Annotated in this window: 17 protein-coding genes; 5 read left to right on the top strand and 12 right to left on the bottom strand. The window is 39.7% G+C overall.

The genetic code is table 11. From position 1 onward, the window contains the following. Window positions 1-32 precede the first annotated feature (32 nt). Window positions 33-1,235: a hypothetical protein gene (locus tag QWZ08_RS18195; protein WP_290338948.1), complete on the bottom strand. Its 1,203-nt coding sequence runs from the start codon at window positions 1,233-1,235 to the stop codon at window positions 33-35. A gap of 1,316 nt (window positions 1,236-2,551) precedes the next feature. Here QWZ08_RS18195 and QWZ08_RS18190 point away from each other — a divergent pair. Continuing rightward, window positions 2,552-2,707, top strand: a complete 156-nt coding sequence (locus QWZ08_RS18190) for a hypothetical protein (RefSeq protein ID WP_290338947.1) — start codon at window positions 2,552-2,554, stop codon at window positions 2,705-2,707. A 648-nt stretch (window positions 2,708-3,355) separates the two neighbouring features. Here the strand turns inward: QWZ08_RS18190 and gyrA are convergent. Next, window positions 3,356-5,995 (bottom strand): DNA gyrase subunit A, encoded by a 2,640-nt coding sequence (gene gyrA, locus QWZ08_RS18185; protein ID WP_290338945.1) that lies wholly within the window; start codon window positions 5,993-5,995, stop codon window positions 3,356-3,358. Window positions 5,996-6,262: 267 nt separating this feature from the next. Between gyrA and QWZ08_RS18180 the strand changes: the two genes are divergently transcribed. After that, a complete protein-coding gene (locus QWZ08_RS18180; protein WP_290338944.1) occupies window positions 6,263-7,540 on the top strand; it encodes a saccharopine dehydrogenase C-terminal domain-containing protein in 1,278 nt (425 codons plus the stop codon). 12 nt (window positions 7,541-7,552) lie between these two features. Here QWZ08_RS18180 and QWZ08_RS18175 read toward each other — a convergent pair whose 3' ends face one another. After that, window positions 7,553-8,239, bottom strand: a complete 687-nt coding sequence (locus QWZ08_RS18175; RefSeq protein ID WP_290338942.1) for an SIR2 family NAD-dependent protein deacylase — start codon at window positions 8,237-8,239, stop codon at window positions 7,553-7,555. A 9-nt stretch (window positions 8,240-8,248) separates the two neighbouring features. Beyond that, on the bottom strand, window positions 8,249-9,175 hold the full coding sequence (locus QWZ08_RS18170; RefSeq protein WP_290338941.1) for a DUF4349 domain-containing protein: 927 nt from the start codon (window positions 9,173-9,175) through the stop codon (window positions 8,249-8,251). A gap of 154 nt (window positions 9,176-9,329) precedes the next feature. On the opposite strand from QWZ08_RS18170, the gene QWZ08_RS18165 reads away from it, so the two are divergent. Then, window positions 9,330-9,593, top strand: a complete 264-nt coding sequence (locus QWZ08_RS18165) for a hypothetical protein (protein ID WP_290338940.1) — start codon at window positions 9,330-9,332, stop codon at window positions 9,591-9,593. A gap of 56 nt (window positions 9,594-9,649) precedes the next feature. On the opposite strand, the gene QWZ08_RS18160 is transcribed toward QWZ08_RS18165, so the two are convergent. From QWZ08_RS18160 to pdhA, 6 genes are all read right to left on the bottom strand, one after another. Beyond that, window positions 9,650-11,119 carry a S41 family peptidase gene (locus tag QWZ08_RS18160; RefSeq protein WP_290338938.1) on the bottom strand — a complete coding sequence of 490 codons (1,470 nt, stop codon included), beginning with the start codon at window positions 11,117-11,119 and terminating at the stop codon, window positions 9,650-9,652. A gap of 138 nt (window positions 11,120-11,257) precedes the next feature. Next, window positions 11,258-11,668 (bottom strand): EVE domain-containing protein, encoded by a 411-nt coding sequence (locus QWZ08_RS18155; protein ID WP_290338936.1) that lies wholly within the window; start codon window positions 11,666-11,668, stop codon window positions 11,258-11,260. Window positions 11,669-11,720: 52 nt separating this feature from the next. After that, entirely contained in the window at window positions 11,721-12,443 is a 723-nt protein-coding gene (locus QWZ08_RS18150; RefSeq protein WP_290338935.1) for a (Fe-S)-binding protein, read from the bottom strand. Window positions 12,444-12,503: 60 nt separating this feature from the next. Continuing rightward, window positions 12,504-12,998, bottom strand: coding sequence for a 6,7-dimethyl-8-ribityllumazine synthase (gene ribH, locus QWZ08_RS18145; RefSeq protein ID WP_290338933.1), 495 nt, complete (start codon window positions 12,996-12,998; stop codon window positions 12,504-12,506). Window positions 12,999-13,004: 6 nt separating this feature from the next. After that, a complete protein-coding gene (locus QWZ08_RS18140; protein ID WP_290338932.1) occupies window positions 13,005-13,727 on the bottom strand; it encodes a tetratricopeptide repeat protein in 723 nt (240 codons plus the stop codon). 81 nt (window positions 13,728-13,808) lie between these two features. Continuing rightward, window positions 13,809-14,801, bottom strand: coding sequence for a pyruvate dehydrogenase (acetyl-transferring) E1 component subunit alpha (gene pdhA, locus QWZ08_RS18135; protein WP_290338931.1), 993 nt, complete (start codon window positions 14,799-14,801; stop codon window positions 13,809-13,811). Between the two features lie 347 nt (window positions 14,802-15,148). Here pdhA and recF point away from each other — a divergent pair, with 347 nt between their 5' ends. Beyond that, window positions 15,149-16,285 carry a DNA replication/repair protein RecF gene (recF, locus tag QWZ08_RS18130; RefSeq protein WP_290338930.1) on the top strand — a complete coding sequence of 379 codons (1,137 nt, stop codon included), beginning with the start codon at window positions 15,149-15,151 and terminating at the stop codon, window positions 16,283-16,285. A gap of 105 nt (window positions 16,286-16,390) precedes the next feature. Then, window positions 16,391-16,672 carry a DciA family protein gene (locus tag QWZ08_RS18125; RefSeq protein ID WP_290338929.1) on the top strand — a complete coding sequence of 94 codons (282 nt, stop codon included), beginning with the start codon at window positions 16,391-16,393 and terminating at the stop codon, window positions 16,670-16,672. Window positions 16,673-16,684: 12 nt separating this feature from the next. Here the strand turns inward: QWZ08_RS18125 and QWZ08_RS18120 are convergent, their stop codons facing one another. Both QWZ08_RS18120 and QWZ08_RS18115 read right to left on the bottom strand, forming a co-directional pair. Continuing rightward, window positions 16,685-17,728 carry an ABC transporter permease gene (locus QWZ08_RS18120; protein ID WP_290338928.1) on the bottom strand — a complete coding sequence of 348 codons (1,044 nt, stop codon included), beginning with the start codon at window positions 17,726-17,728 and terminating at the stop codon, window positions 16,685-16,687. Window positions 17,729-17,796: 68 nt separating this feature from the next. Further along, window positions 17,797-18,915, bottom strand: a complete 1,119-nt coding sequence (locus QWZ08_RS18115) for a BT_3928 family protein (protein WP_290338927.1) — start codon at window positions 18,913-18,915, stop codon at window positions 17,797-17,799. Between the last annotated feature and the right edge of the window lie 28 nt (window positions 18,916-18,943).

The following is an 18,943-nucleotide window of genomic DNA, read 5'->3' as shown; positions in this document are numbered from 1 at the left end:
GTTATTTATATAATATTTTGCCGGCATTAAATCTATTGAACAGGCAAGCTAAATATCCCATCCGTTATTACTTTCGTATTGCCTCCGGCAGCACCAGTATCACTTATTGTACCACTAAAGGTACCCTGTATCCTGGTATCTGTTTTGCCCGTAATCTTAACAGTAAAAGGTGTATATACAATTGAAGACACAGCGCTCCAGCTTAAGAGAGAAGCATTGGTATATGATACGAGGTAAATCTTCCCGGTAGCCAGGCTATTGACATCAAAAATATCACCTGTAATAATAGAGGCCGTTGTTTTTGTAAGCGACATTTCAATTTTCTCTTCAGAGTCTGCAGCCATGCCTGCCGTAATACCCAGTCCAAAAGTCGCAGGAACAGGTGGCTGAGCCGGTGTGTTAATTGCTGAAGCCGAAACTGAATAACCAAATGTTGTTGTTACACCATCTATTTTACACCTGATGTAATCCACAGGCAATGGATTCGCCGGAGATACTGCGATAGTAAATGAGCATCCGTTGTTGCCGGGTGAATAATTAAAAGGGCCGGAAGTAATAGGGGTTCCGCTGGCAACGAGACCTATGTTTTGTAAACCCGTTGTGGTAAAGGATCCGGAGCCACTAAAACTGATTCCATTATTGGGTAATGTTGCAACCGCCCAGGTTCCTGTTTTGGTAACATTTACCTGGATTCCATTAACTGTGTTTGCTGCTGAAAGTGTTTCTCCCGCAATATAACTTCCATTTACGGTTATTGCACTGCATACATTGGGTGCATCCGGAAAAGTATAAACGGATGTTGCAACAGTACCTTCATTGAATACCACTTCAAATGTGCAACCGTTGGTACCGGGTATATAGGTAAATGTTCCCGCCGCCACCGGCGAGCCCGTTGCCAGTAAGTTTAAGTTTTGAATGCCTGTTGTTGAAAATGTACCTGATCCTTTGAAAGTTATCCCATTAATAGTAGCTGTGGAAATTAGATATGTTCCCGGTGTTTGGACATTAACCTGAAGTGTAACAGTATTGGCAATAGTTACAGACACGCCGGCCGCATAACTTCCTTTCACCTTGGGAGAGGTACAGTTCGGTGCGCCAACATAAGAATAAATCGAAGTTCCGGAATTGGTACCAGTGGTAAATAGTCCCGATTCTGTACTGCGTTCCTTCTCGCATGACGTAAATGCCAGCGTGAATATGATAAAAGAGAAGATATAGAATAATGTATTTTTCATAGAAATAAAACAATTGATAAAATATACGCTTTACTGCGAATGTAATTACAGTTTATTTATAAAATAGGAAGGACACCCGTTTTCGCTACTTATTTCGTTAATTACTAACCTTTTATCAGCCCTAATATAATAATGGCAAAGTCTTTGATAGATATGTTTTAGAATTTCAAGTGTATTATTAAATCCAGTTGCTTTGCTTTTTTAAAACCAACAACATCTTAAATTCTATATCTATGACTGTAACAAAATATTCATCATATACTAACACGAATGGAACCCTTGATTTTTTAAAAAGGGCATTACGACTTGTAACTTTTCTTATCTTTTTTTGTCTTTTTTTAGTTTATTATGTAAAAATGTCAAAAGATACTGGTTTGTAAACAGGTGGCAATAGCATAAAAGAATAATGTATTATTGGGGGTTTTATTGTGCAAAGACCGCATTATTTGTCCCCATTTTTCTATTTTTCATAGATAGTATTTTATTGGTATACACACTAGCTATTGTTTTTGATACCTCATATTAATTTGCACCTGATCTTTTATTCATAAGGTCATTCAATTTAATGATTTACTTCATTTTGCGTAAAATTAATTGTGGAGCAATTCCTATAATTAATATTATGTTAAACAGGCGCACATGCCTTTCTTCTCCCTCCCACGTTTTATTTTTTTTCCTTGCCACTGGCGAATGGATCGTAGCGGTGGAGTGCGTTTTATTTTTGCTGTCCTTATTATAAAGCTAATCAGGTTCACAAATTTGACACGGACGGTCCTTTAAAAATTTTAATCTATTTTTTAATTTTGTATAGCCTTAAATGTCACTCAACATATGGAAAACGATTCGCTCAAGTTCACTGTATTAAAATGGATGATCAGGGTAACCGTCATGGCCATTGCATTCCTGTCAGTGCTCTATATTGCCGCAACTGTTGGCTGGAATTAATAATGAGGTGTTCCATCAAAGCCGGACAGGCTTATTCTAACGGTCTTTATATACAAGTAGTATTTATTCTTGTCCAGCATTAAGCTGAGCTTTTAATTTCGCGATTTTGCAAAAAAAGTATTCCGAATCTCGTAATAAATAATCCGTCTTTCACCTGTTACTTTACACTGGTTTTCATAGGATATTGGACAAAAAACGGGGCGGTGTTTCAACACCAGCCCCTCTTTTATTTAAGCACTGTTTTGTTTGAGCGCCGACGTCAACCTGACTTCCCTTAAAAACTTTCCAGGTTGGTTGCAATACCGGTTAAAATATTTCGTTAGACATTTGTTAATACCTCATAATTCATGTTGTAAATTGTTTTAGCCTCTGTGACAGCAGAGGCATTTTTACTAAAAGATGCCAAATTTATGAATGAAGATTTACTGACGCTGACACTCCTGAAGTGGTTAGTCAGATTTGCTGCTGTTTCCCTGGTACTCCTCATTGCTTACCTTGCCTACGATATAACAATGGCAGGAAATTAACTTCCCCGCTTTTGCTATACCGAAATCTTACCGCTCATAAAAATTGATAATTGTTATGTTGACAATTAACTTATTTTTGTACAAATATTCAAAGTGTCACTATAAATTATATTGGTATAGCAGCTAAGTAATGTGAAGACTTTTCCCGGCATTTTTCTAATTGCCGGGTTTTTATTTAAATAGCGCTATTCAGGCCAACCCGTTCTGCGCCAAAAATTCATCTAATTGAGTAATATTCCGTCGTTACATTAACTAAATATTTAGATAACTTGTTATAAAATAATAATTACCAGCATTTTAATTAATTTTGGAAGTCGTTATATTTTTCATTAGCCATTCTGATTTTATACGTCCATAATGCAAAAATTAATTTTGAAAATATAAATAGGAAAATTAATAGGCTGATAATCAGGAAGTAAATTAACATATTTATCATTTAATTTTAAATAATAAAACCTACTTGGAATTAAATTATTATAAATTGGTCCTAATTCTCTAATTATCAATAAGAATAAAATATTTATTAATTTATTTATGACGGAGTTGGATTAAAATGAAGCAATAAGATCCCGTTCACGACTGCGATGAATGAAAACAGGCTGCCACGTTACCGCAACAGCCTGTTTTATTTCAAATAAATTCTATAAATTATTCAGTATCAGCATCCGACGCTTCCTCCAAATTTGGAGTATCAGTTGCATCTGTATCGGCTTTATCCTGATCTTGATTTTCAGCTGGAGTTATAAGTTCAGTTTCCTCCTCTTTTTCATCCAGTTTGGTAATGGCGGCAATTTCATCACCTTCATCTACCCTTATCAGTTTTACACCTTGTGTCGCACGGCCCTGTTCACTTACGCTTGCGACACTCATTCGAATAGTTACGCCACTTACGCAGGTTATCATCAAATCTTCCTTTTCTGATACATCCAGCAGACCTACCAGCGATCCTGTTTTTTCTGTAACGCTGATAGTTTTAACGCCTTTTCCACCCCTGTTCGTAACACGGTAATTTGCTTCACCGGTTTCAGGATCGTCCAGGTAAGTACGTTTGCCATATCCTTTTTCGCTCACTACCAGTATCGTCCTGGTTTTATCTTCCCGGTTTACGCAGACCATACCAACCACCGCATCATGATCATTGTCCACTTCTATACCGTAAACCCCAATGCCCCCACGACCGGTAGAACGCACTTTCTCTTCCGGAAAACGTATTGCCCTTCCACTCTTCACAGCCATGATGATTTCACAATTGCCATCCGTTAATTTAGCTTCCAGCAGCTGATCACCTTCCAGGATATTAATGGCATTAATACCATTCTGTCTTGGGCGACTGAAATCTTCCAGATCCGTTTTTTTGATAATACCCTTTTTTGTACACAGCAATATATAGTGGCTGTTTACATAATCCTTATCATCAAAATTCTTCACATCAATAATTGCCCTTACAGTATCATCCGGCGGTATTTGTATCATATTCTGCAATGCCCTGCCCTTACTGGTTTTATCGCCTTCAGGTATTTTATATACCGGCAGCCAGAAACACCTTCCTTTTTCTGTAAAAAATAATAAGGTATGATGTGTAGATGCTACAAACAGGTGCTCGATATAATCTTCCAGCCTGGTACTGCTTCCTTTGGCACCGCGGCCACCCCTTCGCTGTGAGCGGTATTCATCTGAAGAAGTTCTCTTGATGTAACCTAAATGCGAAATGGTAACCACTACATCTTCGTCTTCAATCAGGTCAAGCATGCCAATCTCATCATCCGCGTAAGTGATCTCAGATTTACGTTCGTCGCCGAATTTATTTTTGATTTCTGTTAATTCATCTTTAATGATCTGGTAGCGCATGCCTTCATTGGCAAGAATCTCTTCCAAACGTGCAATCAGTTTCATAATCTCAGCATGTTCTTCCCTGATCTTATCTATTTCCATACCAGTCAGGCGTTGTAAACGCAGTTCCAGTACGGCTTTTGCCTGTATCTCACTCATGCCGAAATTACTAACCAAACCCTCCTGCGCCAGGTTAGGCGTAGATGATTCCCTGATCAGTTTTATCACCGCATCCAGGTTATCCAGTGCAATGATATAACCTTCCAGGATATGCGCCCTTTCTCTTGCTTTGCGCAATTCATATTGTGTTCTCCGAACCACCACTTCATGGCGAAACTCAATAAACTCAACAATCAGTTCTTTTAAGTTTAAAACTCTCGGGCGGCCTTTTACCAGGGCCACATTATTGATACCATAAGAAGTTTGTAACTCAGTTAGTTTAAACAACTGGTTAATTACCACCTGCGCAACCACATCTTTTTTAAGTTCTACAACAATCCTGGTACCTTCCTTATTATTACTTTCGTTGTTTACGTCAGAAATGCCTTCGATAGCTTTGTCGTTGATAAGATCACCAATTTTTTGCGTAAGCATATCCCGGTTAACCTGGTAAGGCACCTGGGTGATGATGATTTTTTCCCTTCCTTTATTGTCGATTTCAATATTTGTTTTACCACGCAACACCACCCGTCCGCGGCCGGTATGCAGCGCCTGCTTTACGCCTTCAAAGCCATAAATAATACCGCCTGTAGGAAAATCTGGTCCTTTTACAAAATGAATCAGTTCATCAATTGTTATCTCGCGGTTATCAATGTAGGCAATACAACCATCCACCACTTCGCTCAAATTATGGGGCATCATGTTGGTAGCCATACCTACGGCAATACCGCTGGCGCCATTCACCAGTAAATGCGGAATGCGGGTTGGCAAAACCGTTGGCTCCTTTAAACTATCGTCAAAGTTCAGCTGGTAATCAACCGTCTCTTTTTCGATATCTTCCAGCATTGCTTCAGCAAACTTTTCAAATCTTACCTCGGTATAACGCATGGCAGCCGGCGGATCTCCATCCTGGCTACCAAAGTTTCCCTGTCCGTCAATCAGGGTATACCGCAAGCTCCAATCCTGCGCCATACGCACCATCGTATCGTAAATAGAAGCATCGCCGTGGGGATGGTATTTACCCATTACTTCTCCCACAATACGGGCACTTTTTTTATACGGCTTATTGCTCGTGTTACCCAATTCACTCATGCCGTATAAAACACGACGGTGAACCGGTTTTAAACCATCCCGTACATCAGGCAATGCACGTCCTACAATCACACTCATGGAGTAGTCGATGTAGTTGGTTTTCATTTGTTCCTCTATATTAACAGGAATAATTCTTCCCCTGTTACTGGCTGCGCCGCCATCGTTTATAGGCAGGTCATTTGCGCCGGAATTGTCGTTGTTTTCCATATTATTTTGTAGGCTGCGAATGTACTGATTTTAAGCGGATTTCAGCCCTTAAAACAGATGCTGAAACAACAATCTTTTCAACATTTTTTGCCATTTTGTGGACAACATATTATAGCATTTTCTATCACAGAATTTTAGCTGGTTACCGGGTTAAAAAGTAGCTTTGTGTTACGCTGAATCAGCATAATGGGTTGAATTATTACTTTACCGGCACGTTTAATTATTTCTCCTGTTTCAAATCGTTTACCTTGCAAAAAATTATTTTACTTGAAAACAATCCTGCTGCTGGGAGCCGGCAAATCGGCCACTGTGTTAATCAGCTACCTGTTAAAAGAAGCCGAAGTAAACAAATGGAAATTGATTATTGCAGATGCCAGTAAAGAACAGATACTGGCAAAAACCAACCATTCCCTTTTTGCTGAAGCGGTGCAACTCGATATAACCAACGACAGGCAAAGAGAAAAAATAATTCAGCGGGCACATGTGGTAATTTCGATGATGCCCCCTGCCCTGCATTTTTTAGTAGCTAAAGACTGTGTAGAATACAGAAAACACTTACTTACCGCATCGTACCTGGATCATAATATTAAAAGTCTGCGGGATGAAATAGCGCAGAGAAAACTATTATTTATCTGCGAAGCCGGTCTTGATCCGGGAATTGATCACATGAGCGCCATGAAACTGATGGATGAAATAAAAAAGAAGGGTGGCATAGTTACATCATTCAAAAGTCATTGTGGAGGCCTGGTGGCTCCCGAAAGTGATGATAATCCCTGGCATTATAAAATAAGCTGGAACCCCCGTAATGTAGTGCTGGCTGGTAAGGCCGGTGCAGAATACAAACTGGACAACACTGTCCGGCATAAGAGTTATGCGGAACTTTTTGAAGATTGCCCCCGCGTGAATATTGATGGCATTGATCCGCTTGCTTTTTACCCCAACAGGGATTCTTTAAGTTACATACCGTTGTATAAATTAGGCGTTATTTCCACTTTCATAAGAACAACACTGCGACATCCTTCATTTTGCATCGGGTGGGATGCAATCGTAAAAGCAGATCTTGCAAATGCTGATGTTGCTATCAACACAAATGATTTAAGCTTCGCCAAATGGTCATCTGCTGTTATACCATTTGTAAACGAACACAATCGAACGATGCTTGAGTATCTCGGACTGTTTGATGAAACACTGGTACCAGCCACGGCCCGCACATCATCCGATGTATTGCAATATTTACTGGAAACAAAATTAGCCATGCAACCGGGGGATAAAGACATGATAGTTATGCTGCATGAAATTGAGTATGCTCTTGCTGGCAAAATAACAAAAATGCAAAGCAGTCTTATAGTAAAAGGTGAAGATAGCCTGCATACTGCAATGGCTAAAACAGTCGGGCTTCCGTTGGGCATTGCAGCTAAAATGATTTTAAACGGAGTGCTTCAATTGACCGGTTTATACATTCCCATCATTAAAGAAATATATGAGCCCTTATTACAAGAACTGGAGCTGTATGGCATAAAGTTCAATGAAAAGATTGTTGAATGAGTGAAGCCGAAATCATGGCTCTAGATACTTACGTAACTCCTTTACTCCTTCGGTGGCGGGCATTTCTATTACTGTCAGATTGGTATAATTGTTTATTGCCGGGCTCTTTTTATCTATGATAAATTTAGGTAAATACCTTGGAGCGTATTGCAACAAAGCCGCCGCAGGATAAACCTGTAAAGATGTTCCTATAACTACGAAATAATCTGCATTCTGCACAATCTGAACCGCTTTTTCCATCATTGGTACTTCCTCTTCAAACCACACAATGTGCGGCCGCAATTGCGTTCCGTCAGGAGCCACATCCCCTATTTTAATATCACCTCTTATTTCGTAGACAGTATCAATATCCGCCACACTTCTCATCTTGAAAATTTCGCCATGCAAATGTACTACGTTAGATGAACCTCCCCGTTCATGTAAATCATCAATATTTTGGGTGATGATAGTTACATCAAAATCTTTCTCAAGACCAGCAAGGCCAGTGTGAGCTGCATTGGGCTTTGCTGCAGCAACATCCCTCCTCCTGTCATTGTAAAAATCCAGCACCAGTTGTGGATTTTTTCTCCAGCCTCCGGGTGTCGCCACTTCATATACGTCGTATCCATTCCACAAACCATCACTGTCTCTGAAAGTTTTTAGACCGCTTTCTGCGCTAATACCTGCACCAGATAAAACAACGATGTGCCTTTTATTCATTCAATAAATTTAGCGATTTTGTGCCATGATTTTTGATGGCCTGAATTTTTTATAAACTAAAAAAGAGCATGCAATAATGAGCAGTAACGGCCATGCAGCTATCAGCCCAACCAGGATATCTGCAAGCGATGAAGTACCTGTTTTGAAAGCTGTGACGATGCGGGCAAAAAAACCGGGATTGGCGTTTGCAGGTGTATACCCGTTGATCGGCTGATAAAAATTAAGATTGATAGTGCTGTAAGCAGACTGGTGTGATAGAAATTCCATCCTACCCGCTGCTGATTCTATTTCTTCCTGGATGCCGTTGATTTCAGTTTGTACCTGTAATACTTCTTCCATATTTTTTGATTGCTTTAAGAACTCCAGGTATTTTAAACGCATACCTTTTTTGGCTTCCAGTCTTAGCTTTGTGTCCACCATTTCACCAGTAACATCTTCGGTTGAAATATTTCTTTCCAATATCTTGTTTTTATTGCCTGGCAATTCATTCATAATATTGTCAAACTGATCTACAGGCACTTTGATAACGATTGCGGCTTCCGTTTTCTCGTCAGTTGCATGTTGCTCTTCCTGTGCAACATAGCCGTCGAAATGTTTGACTATGATGTGGATATTATCATTGTATTGCTGAAAATTACTGACCTCAATTTTGACGTGAGCCGTCCTGATAATTTTTTTATCCCAGTCGGGATTGGATGCAGTTTTAAATGGCGCAGCAAGTGTTGCTGAATCCAAGTTACCGGTCTGCAATGCTCCGACCGGGATTTTTTCATATTCTTTCGCCGAAGTTTGGTTGTCTGAATGTTGTGGCGGCGCAGCTTTTTTTAGTTCTGGCAACTGTGTATCTGTAAGGTTAAGTGTTTCTTTGCGGTTCCTGTTGCAGGATATCAGCAAAGTAAAAAATAAAGCGAAAGCAGTAAGCAGTTTAGTGTTCATGGAAATAAGTTTAGAGTTATTAGATGCCTATTGATATCGTTTACATAAAGTGGTAACCAGATGGAAATGTTAATTGAAGACGACTATAAATAACTTTAGCATTTTCTTTAACATTGTATAATAAACCACAATAACAAAATCATATCTTAACAACATGAAAAGAAACTCATTCCTTAAGGTTCTTGTTTTTTTACTGTTATCAGGAATCGCTGTGCAGGCACAGAGCACCCAAACAGGTGCAAAAAAAGTAATAGCCGGTCATAGTGAGCAGGCCGACAAGATACAAGGCAAAAAAATACAGCAGGGCACACTGTCCGGCAATAAGATTGAAAAATTAGATGCCCCTGATGTAGTAAAACCAAAACCAACGAAAAAGATAGTTGCAAAAAAGAAGAAGATAAAGATAAAGAAGCATTAATTTAACAGCATAAAAAAAGGGGCTGCTTGCAGCCCCTTTTTACAATACAATATTTTCTATCTCGGCTTTACCACAAACATACCGGTAAATTTATTACCGTATAATTTACTGTTCAACGGCTGGTATAATTTCTGTGCAGCCATTTGCCGCTGATTACTTTCTTCTGCAGCAGCATACCTGCCAAACGAGCCGGTGCTTATATATTTTAGAGCCGCCCCTAGACATGGTTCAGTTTGATCGCCCCAATTTTTATTAACACCATCCGGGCTCAGTTTATCAGGTGCAAAACCATCATAGTATTCAGCGCTGCCTGCACTGTTTACCGTTTTAAATGAAATAGGATAAATGGCGTAATTAAAAATGGAAATTGGGAAGAAGCCAACGGGTTTTCCATAAGTAGTATCTCCTATCAGTTTAACATCCATATACGGCCGTAGATTATTAATGAGCAATTCACTGGCTGACGCTGTTTCACCGCTAACAATAAAAAACACACGGCTTAATGTGTTTACACTACCTGCTTTTTCAAAAGTCTGGGTATTGTCTGCTGGTAAAAAAGACACATTGCTAAAGCCAGGCTTCTTTTTCAATAAAGGAAATTTGCCGGCTGTTAATGAATCGTTGAACATATAAGTATACATCGTTTGGCCATTAGCTGATGCCGGTGCAATCAGGTCGGCGAAGGCATCCTGCGTTGAGGTAGAACCGCCATGATTGTAACGCAAATCAACCACCAGTTCATTAATACCCTTTGATGCAAAATCAGTAAACGCTGTGTTCAATTCCGTTACAGAGCCTGCGCCGAAAAACTGGTTAAACACTATATAGCCAGTTTTTTTTGCACCTGCAGTAATTACATCTGTATATAAAACAGAGTTGGCGGTAAATGCCGCTTTGGTCAGGTTCATGGCAACGGTGCTTCCATCTTGTTTTGTAAATGTGAAACTGGCAGAGGTTCCTGTTCCAAAGAATATATCATTCAAAATAGTCACGCTTGCGTCGTCATACCCGATGGCTGTATTATTGATCTTGCTGATATACCAGCCTCTTTGAACACCGGCGGTGCCGGAAGGAGAAGCTTTATAAACATACTCGACAAACCAATGAACGGAATCATATGGCAACGCTTTGTCCAGCGCAGCTGCTTTTATAAAAAAACCATAGTCTTCATCAGCGCCTGTCTGTATGGCATCAGAACCAGCCTGTGTGGTTACAAAACTATAACCATGTTTTTTATCCTGGGGTTGCAAAGCCCTTATTGCAGTCATTTCATTTTGGGCAGCTATCAGGTCAGTACTGCCTGTATATTGTCTTGGATTAAATGCGGCATAGGATGGTATTACTTCGTGCCACAGGTACACTTCTTTTGTGTACAGGTAAAGAGAGTCCATCAATAAATCCTTGGCGGTAGCTTTAACTGTAGTGGTGTCCGTTGGTGGAGTGGTTGTTCCGGGATTACTTTTTTTGCAGGACAATCCCAGCATCACAACCAGGGAAAGCCCAACCAGGTACTGATAAATTTTCATAATCTTGAATATTAATGTATGTTATAAAGATAAGCCTATTTAAAAAAAAAAGATGTTAGTGGAAAGTTATTCGTTGGGTAGGCACTACTACCCTTTTTTAATAACGGCTAATACTGGTTTCAGGTTGTCCGCACTTGATCATTTTTCTCCTGCCAGTTCCATTATCACATTCCACTCTTCGTTTGTAACCGGTTGCACAGATAAACGGCCAAGCCTCACCAGGGCCATATTTTCAAGCCGCGGATCTGCCTTTACCTGTACCAAGGTAACAGGTTTTTTTAATTTTTTAAAAGGTTTCAAATCCACCACCACCCACGCTTCTACATCTGTTGTGGGATCCTGGTAAAATTCCTTCGTAACCTTTGCAATACCTACAATCTTCACTCCTTCATTGCTGTGGTAAAATAAAACCTGTTCGCCTTTTTTCATAACCTTAAGGTTATTGCGGGCAGCATAATTGCGAACACCATCCCAGGTGGCTTGCTTATCTTCCACAAACTTATCCCAGCTATATTTAAAGGGTTCTGATTTTACCAGCCAGTATGCCATTGTATTGTATTAAAATAGTGATGAAGATTTGTCCGCAAACATAAATGTTTTTCTATTCCCATCCGCTTGCAAGTACATCTGCAAGATGCATTGTTTTAAGCGGCAGATTCTTTCCTTTAATATATCCATCCAGGTGCATCAGGCAACTAAGATCAGTAGATATAACCAGGCTGGCGCCGGTAGCTATGGCATTCGCAACTTTTTGATCGGCCATACCAATGGATATGCCATCAAACTTTACCGCAAACGTACCACCGAAACCGCAGCATGTTTCCACGTCATTCATTTCAGTCAGCTGAAGACCTTTTACATGGCTTAATAATTTGCGGGGGCCATCTTTGATCTTGCATTCTCTCAGGGCTGCACAACTATCGTGGTAAGTAGCGATAATATTTAAAGAAGCACCAAGGTTTTCAACCTGGAGAACATCTGTTAAAAATTCAGAAAATTCAAAAATGCGATTGCTTATATTATCTGCCTTTTGCAATTCTTCCTCACCGGTAAATAATTTCTTGTAATAATTTTTTACAAAACCTACACAGCTGGCACTGGGTGCCACAATATAGTCAGCCGTATCAAAGTCTCTTAAAAATTTCGTGCAAACTGCTTTGGCCTCGTCCCAAAAACCAGCATTAAAAGCAGGCTGGCCGCAGCAAGTCTGATTGGTGTTATACCCCACTTCACATCCAGCTTTCTCCAGCACTTTAAGCATGTTAAAAGCCGTTTCGGGATATAGCTGATCAACAAAACAAGGTATAAATAACTGAACTTTCATATTGTAGTTCGTAACGGCAAAGCAGGTTAACAGATTAGAAAATGGACTTACCAGATTGGACTATATAGAAAAACTGTCCTTTAATGCAATCATTTTTAAGGCCGTTACCGCAGCTTCTTCGCCTTTATGGCCATGTATGCCCCCGGTTCTTTCATCCACCTGTTGCTGGTTATCTGTTGTAAGCACGCCAAATATAGTCGGTACAGGTAGCAGTAGATTTACCTGTAACACACCTTCTGTTATGGCTTTGCACACGTAATCAAAATGCGGAGTGCCACCGCGTATTACGCAACCAAGCGCTATAAACGCAAAAGGTTTATCATCTTTGTATTTATGTGCGTCCCAGTAATTTTTAATACAAAAGGGAATTTCAAATGCACCAGGCACGGTGATAATTTTATAGGGCACTTTATTTTCAGCTAATACTTTCGTACAGCCGGCTTCCAATTTATCAATAGACGCTGCATTCCACTCAGTACGCACAATAACTACACAGGCACCCTTTGGTAGTTGGATGCCTGCTGTTGAATATAAATTTTCTGTCGAAATTGCCATATGTAATTATTTAGTAACCCCTAACCGCGCAAGGTATTTTTCAACCGGAAAATCAATCCTGTTATCTCTTAAAAAAGCAGGTGTGATCTCATCTTTTATCTGCTGATAAAAATCAATTGCTTCTTTTGTTTTGCCAGTTGCCTCGCAAAATAAAGCCGCTCTTGATAAAGATAAAAATCGGGTAGATTCATCTTTTGCATCAGCTACATCAATCGCTTTTTTATAATAGTTCAACGCCTCGTCATTTTGTTTTAATTCGGAGTAGGCGTCGCCCAGCATCCTGTAACAGGCACTTTGCGGCTGTTTACTACTGGTAGAAAATTCTTTTAGGTGTTTAACCGCGTTGTTGAAATCTTTATTATGCAGGTAACAAGCGCCTGCTATAAAATGGGCTCTTTTACCAGCAGCTGTGCCGCTATAATTCCCTGCTACTTTTAACACACCCGTTATACCGTTGCCGCCGTTTAACACGATGCCGATAGAATCTTTATTAAATCCAAGCTGCGTCATTTTATCAAACAACTGCTCAGCGGGAAAAATTTGTTCTGCTGATTTTGTTTCATTTGGAACCAGTACTAAGTTCTTATAACCAAGCCATCCTCCCGCAATCAAAATAATTGCACCGCCAACATAAATAATTGGTTTGCTGAATTTGGCCCAAAAGCCCTTTGCTTTTTCAACAATTTCATTCGTCTCCACTTCGGGAACTGTAACTTGCTTCTCTGCCATTTTTTGTAGTTGTTTTAACGCTGGTAAATTGATTGGAATTAAACGGAAACAACGCCAGCGGATTATTTCCTGCGGTTAAAATTAGTCGGTTATAAAAGGATAATCCTGCTGTATGTACACATCTTTCAGCAATTCATCATCGTTTGGCCAGGGACTTTCTTCTGCAAATTGCACACTGTCTTCAACCTGCACCTTTACGCGTTCGTTAATTACTTCAATGTCTTCTTCAGTTAATTTGTACTGCTCTTTTAATACTTTCAAAACATGGTCAATAGGATCCCTGTCTTTATATTCTTCCACTTCGTCTTTGGTACGGTATTTTTGCGGATCGCTCATACTGTGTCCTTTATAGCGGTATGTTTTAATTTCAAGTAAAGTGGGACCGCCTTTTTCCCTTGCACGGTTTACTGCCCTTAATACCGCATTGTGTACTTCTTCAGGACTCATACCATCTACGCTGTCGCCAGGCATATCATAGGCATCGGCCAGTTTATATAAGTCCAGTACATTGCTGGTACGGGCAACGGACGTACCCATTGCATAGTTGTTATTTTCGCAAATAAATACTACCGGCAGTTTCCACAACATGGCCATATTAAATGTTTCATGCAACATACCCTGGCGTGCGGCACCATCACCAAAAAAACAAAGTGCCACATTGTTTGTACCACGGTATTTTTCAGCAAATGCCAACCCTGCCCCTGTTCCTATCTGTGCGCCTACAATTCCGTGACCACCAAAAAAGCCAACATCCACACCAAAAATGTGCATGCTTCCACCCTTACCTTTACTGCACCCTGTTGCTTTTCCATACAATTCAGCCATGGTAGCTCTTGGTGTAACGCCCTTTGCGATAGCCAGTGCATGACAACGGTAAGCGGTGATAAATTTATCTTCAGCATTGGTTGCTGTCATACAGCCCGCAGCTACAGCTTCCTGGCCAATATATAAATGACAGAAGCCGCGAATTTTTTGCATTCCATACAACTGGCCGGTCTTTTCCTCAAAACGGCGCAATAAAAGCATTAGTTCGTACCAGTACAGGTAGGTTTCTTTTGAAAACTTTGTAGCCAATGGGTTATAATTTTAGGCTGCAAAGATAAGGGAGAAATTAATAAATTAAACAAGCTAAAAAGAAGCCGTTTTTGGAAGAATTTTAAGGCTTTAATTGTTATATTTTCAAGCTGTTATATCTTTTGAAACTTGAAATCTTATAAATATATTATCATTAAAGATTTAAATAAAGTGAGGATAACAGTGCTGTATAGATACTAGCACTACGCAGTTATAATATTTCAATCACAATTGGCAAATCATCACTTTCATTTAAGATGATTTCATAATGTCATCTGACTCAATTGGCAAGTGAGTTTATTTTATCATCGATAAACGCTACATCTTTTCATTTATCTTGCAACCGCATGTTCAGGCTTTCAAAAATAACCATCACACAATTTAAGAATTACGATTTTTCCACTTTCAATTTTACAGAAAGGGTCATTGGCATATGTGGCCTGAATGGCCGTGGAAAAACAAATCTGCTGGATGCCATTTATTATCTCTGTTTTACGAAAAGTTATTTCACAAAAACTGACAGCCTGAATATTTCTTTTACAGCTGACGGATTCCGGCTGGAAGGTATAACCGCTCCGGCAGTTTCTGACCTGAAATCACCTGTTGATGAAAATACCGTTGCAGGCGCCGACAGAAATTCTTCCAATTCCATTGTATGTGTGTTCAGGGGCCTTGGGAAAAAAGAACTCTTGCTAAATGGTGTACTCTACACCAAATTTTCTGAACACATCGGCAAGTTCCCGTGCGTAATAATAGCGCCGGATGATGTAGAAATGATAACCGGCGGAAGTGAAGAGCGCCGGCGGTTTATGGATACAGTCATTAGTCAGATGAATGCTGAATACCTGCAGCAACTGATTATTTACAACAAAGTATTGCAACAACGCAATAGCCTGCTGAAGAAATTTGCAGAACAGGGTAAGACAGACTGGACGCTGCTGGAGGTGCTGGATGAACAACTGGTGCAACCCGGCAAATACATTTATCAAAAGAGAACAGAATTTACTCTGCAGTTGATTCCGTTGGTGCAGCAATTTTATAAACAGATTGCGAACAATACCGAAGTGGTTGACCTGCATTATGAAAGCCAGCTGAATGACAACGATTTTTTTGCTGTGTTAAATCAATTCCGTCAGAAAGATTTTATTTTGCAACGCAGCAACGGCGGAATTCATAAAGATGATTTGACTATACAGTTAAACGGGCAGGTTTTTAAAACAACCGCATCGCAGGGACAAAGAAAGAGTTTATTGTTTGCCTTAAAACTGGCGGAATTTGAATTACTGAAACTAAATAAAGGCTTTGCCCCCCTGCTGTTATTGGATGATGTTTTTGAAAAATTAGATGAAACCCGGATGCAGAATTTGTTGCACTGGGTTTGCAATAAAAACAGCGGACAGGTTTTTATTACTGATACGCATAAAGAAAGACTGCAACGGGCTTTTGAAGGATTACAAAGTAATTGCCAGGTTATTGAATTGTAGTAACAAAAATTTGTAGACCTGTTAAAAATAGCAGCGCTTATCCAATAAAACAATAACCTGCCAAAAATCAAACAGCAGCAATCTCCATAGTATTATCTTTGCCGTATGGGCGAATTTTCGATGCAGGATGCGATTCAGCAGTTTTTAAAACAAAGCCGTTTAAAAAGCGGTATCCAGGCTTTAAGAATAGAGGATGTGTGGGAGCAAATTATGGGTAAAACAATTGCTAAATACACCGATCAAATTCAGATTGTCAATCAGACTTTATTTATCAGTAGCACGGTGGCCCAGTTAAAGCATGAGTTACTGTACCAAAAAGAAAAGATTATAGAAAGAGTCAATGAAGCCCTGGGCGAAAAAGTGATTAACGACGTTGTAATTAAATAACCAATCCGATCCTTAAGTCCGCATTCTTGGGTCTGCAACGGCATACAAAATATCCGCAAAAATATTGATTACAATAAAAATACAAGCGCTTACCAGTACAGATCCCATTACTACCGGATAGTCCAATTTTTCCAGCGCATCTACTGTTATCTTTCCAATACCCTGCCAACCAAAAATATATTCCACAAAAAAAGCGCCTGCCAATAATTCGGCAAACCATCCGGTTATAGCTGTTATTACCGGGTTCAGCGCATTGCGAAGCGCATGTTTAAAAATGATTGTTCTCTTGCTTAGCCCCTTTGCATAAGCTGTGCGGATATAATCCTGCGATAATACATCCAGCATACTGCTGCGTGTGAGTTGGGTTATAATGGCCAGCGGACGGATACCCAATGTAAACGCCGGAAGAATTAAGTTTTTAAGGGTAATGTATTTTTCTCCGGTAACTTCATCCACTTCAAACCAGCTACCGGTTAAGTTTAGACCGGTAAAAGGGTGCAACACAACACCAAATAAATAGGCTATGATAATGGCCATAAAAAAAGAAGGCGCTGAAATACCTGCAATACTCGCTACCAACGCAGACGTGTCCAGCCAGGTACCTTTTTTTACTGCTGCAACAACGCCCAGTAAAATACCGGTGAATGTTGCAAAAAGCATCGCGGTTACGGCGAGTAATAAAGTGCCGGGTAATGCTTCCATTAATACCGTGCCCACTTTTTTCTTTGTTTGATAACTTGTGCGCAGGTAAGGAATCTTCACTCCTATTTTGGTGTTAGTTCCTAAAAAAAATCCCTTTAATTCTTTCTTTTTTATATCCGCTGCAGTATGCACGCAAAGCGGGCTTACATCATTAAGATACAAAAAAAATTGTTTCCATTTGGGCTGGTCCAGGTAAAGATCTTTACGGATGTTATCCATTGTTTTTTTATCACCGGTTTGGCCAACGATCAGCCTTGCCGGATCGCCAAAACCCTGGAACATAAAAAACACCAGCACCACAATACCCAGCAGTATAAGGGAGGAATAAACCGTTTTCGTTACAAGGTGTTTCAAATAAAATGAATTATCTTTTGCGGACAATAAAATTGCCTGATGCTTTGGCTTGTTAAAGCAACATCATGTTACTTTAACGCCTCTTTAATATCGGCCCAGCTCCATTTATTTTGTACGACCGGCCCTTTCATTAAAAACAAAGTTGGGTTGGCCCGGGCTGCAGTTTTTATGGCGGTGGCATCACAAGTCAAAATCGGGATGCCGTTGTTATTGGTATTAAAAAATACAGTGGCTTTATCTTTATCAGCCGTTACAATATATAGCGGTCTTTTTTGTTGTTTTGATTTTTGCCATAGCGCAGTAAAATCTCCCGACCATTTGGAACTGCCTTCATCCAGTTCTTTTAAAAAGAAAAGATAGTACTCTCCTTCTTGACCAAGCACGCTTTCTGTAACATCCGCACCAGTTGTATCCGTTAAAGAGAAATCATTAATTTTAGGAACATTGTTGGATCCCTTTTTTATCAGGGTTTGCTTGCGGTCTGCATACGTCCAGGTACTATCGGGAAGTTTGTCAGGAGTAAATTCTTTCTTAACACCATCTTTTTGATACACAAAAATATATTCAAACTGGTCGGGTATTGCATTAGGGGGCATCTTCCTTAATTCCAGTAAATTATTTCCCTTTTTATAAGGCAGGCAATCAGTTAAAGGTAAATGTTGCAATACATGCATTTGCAGCATGGATACGCCCATAATACTTAACAGCACAAGTACCAGCGGTAAAAAACCTTTGCCAACAGGAAGGATGTATTGTTGTTTGAATAAAAGAAAAATGATAAGCAGCAGCAGGATGATATCTTTTGTAAAAGTCTGGATGGGAGTAAGCGGAATGCAATCGCCAAAGCAGCCACAGGTAGCAATTTTACCACTAAATAGCACGTAACTGGTTAAAAAAGTAAAGAAGATCATTAACCACAATAAAAGCCGCAATGTTAGCTTTTTGTAAAAGCCTGCCAACAAAGCCACACCAAGTACTACTTCCAATGCAATCATTATAATAGAAAATAAAAAGGAATGATTGTACATCCAGTTCATTATAATGGTTGCGTAGCCTTCCCTGCCCCACACTTCAAAAAATTCCTGCATCTTGTAGGTCAATCCCAACGGGTCGATGGCTTTTACAAGGCCAGAAAAAATAAATAAAACACCTACAATAATTCTTGCAATAGTTACACTAATTTTCATACTTCCTTTTTAATTGCTTACAGTCAAC

Source organism: Ferruginibacter paludis, assembly GCF_030409685.1.
Lineage (GTDB): Bacteria > Bacteroidota > Bacteroidia > Chitinophagales > Chitinophagaceae > Ferruginibacter > Ferruginibacter paludis.
This window is presented reverse-complemented; position numbering and strand designations above follow the sequence as displayed.

Excerpts from the sequence above, each read along its gene's own strand:
- QWZ08_RS18195 (WP_290338948.1), bottom strand. The coding sequence starts at position 1,235 with ATGAAAAATACATTATTCTATATCTTCTCTTTTATCATATTCACGCTG.
- gyrA (WP_290338945.1), bottom strand. The coding sequence starts at position 5,995 with ATGGAAAACAACGACAATTCCGGCGCAAATGACCTGCCTATAAACGAT.
- QWZ08_RS18175 (WP_290338942.1), bottom strand. The coding sequence starts at position 8,239 with ATGAATAAAAGGCACATCGTTGTTTTATCTGGTGCAGGTATTAGCGCA.
- QWZ08_RS18170 (WP_290338941.1), bottom strand. The coding sequence starts at position 9,175 with ATGAACACTAAACTGCTTACTGCTTTCGCTTTATTTTTTACTTTGCTG.
- QWZ08_RS18165 (WP_290338940.1), top strand. The coding sequence starts at position 9,330 with ATGAAAAGAAACTCATTCCTTAAGGTTCTTGTTTTTTTACTGTTATCA.
- QWZ08_RS18160 (WP_290338938.1), bottom strand. The coding sequence starts at position 11,119 with ATGAAAATTTATCAGTACCTGGTTGGGCTTTCCCTGGTTGTGATGCTG.
- QWZ08_RS18155 (WP_290338936.1), bottom strand. The coding sequence starts at position 11,668 with ATGGCATACTGGCTGGTAAAATCAGAACCCTTTAAATATAGCTGGGAT.
- QWZ08_RS18150 (WP_290338935.1), bottom strand. The coding sequence starts at position 12,443 with ATGAAAGTTCAGTTATTTATACCTTGTTTTGTTGATCAGCTATATCCC.
- ribH (WP_290338933.1), bottom strand. The coding sequence starts at position 12,998 with ATGGCAATTTCGACAGAAAATTTATATTCAACAGCAGGCATCCAACTA.
- QWZ08_RS18140 (WP_290338932.1), bottom strand. The coding sequence starts at position 13,727 with ATGGCAGAGAAGCAAGTTACAGTTCCCGAAGTGGAGACGAATGAAATT.
- recF (WP_290338930.1), top strand. The coding sequence starts at position 15,149 with ATGTTCAGGCTTTCAAAAATAACCATCACACAATTTAAGAATTACGAT.
- QWZ08_RS18125 (WP_290338929.1), top strand. The coding sequence starts at position 16,391 with ATGGGCGAATTTTCGATGCAGGATGCGATTCAGCAGTTTTTAAAACAA.
- QWZ08_RS18115 (WP_290338927.1), bottom strand. The coding sequence starts at position 18,915 with ATGAAAATTAGTGTAACTATTGCAAGAATTATTGTAGGTGTTTTATTT.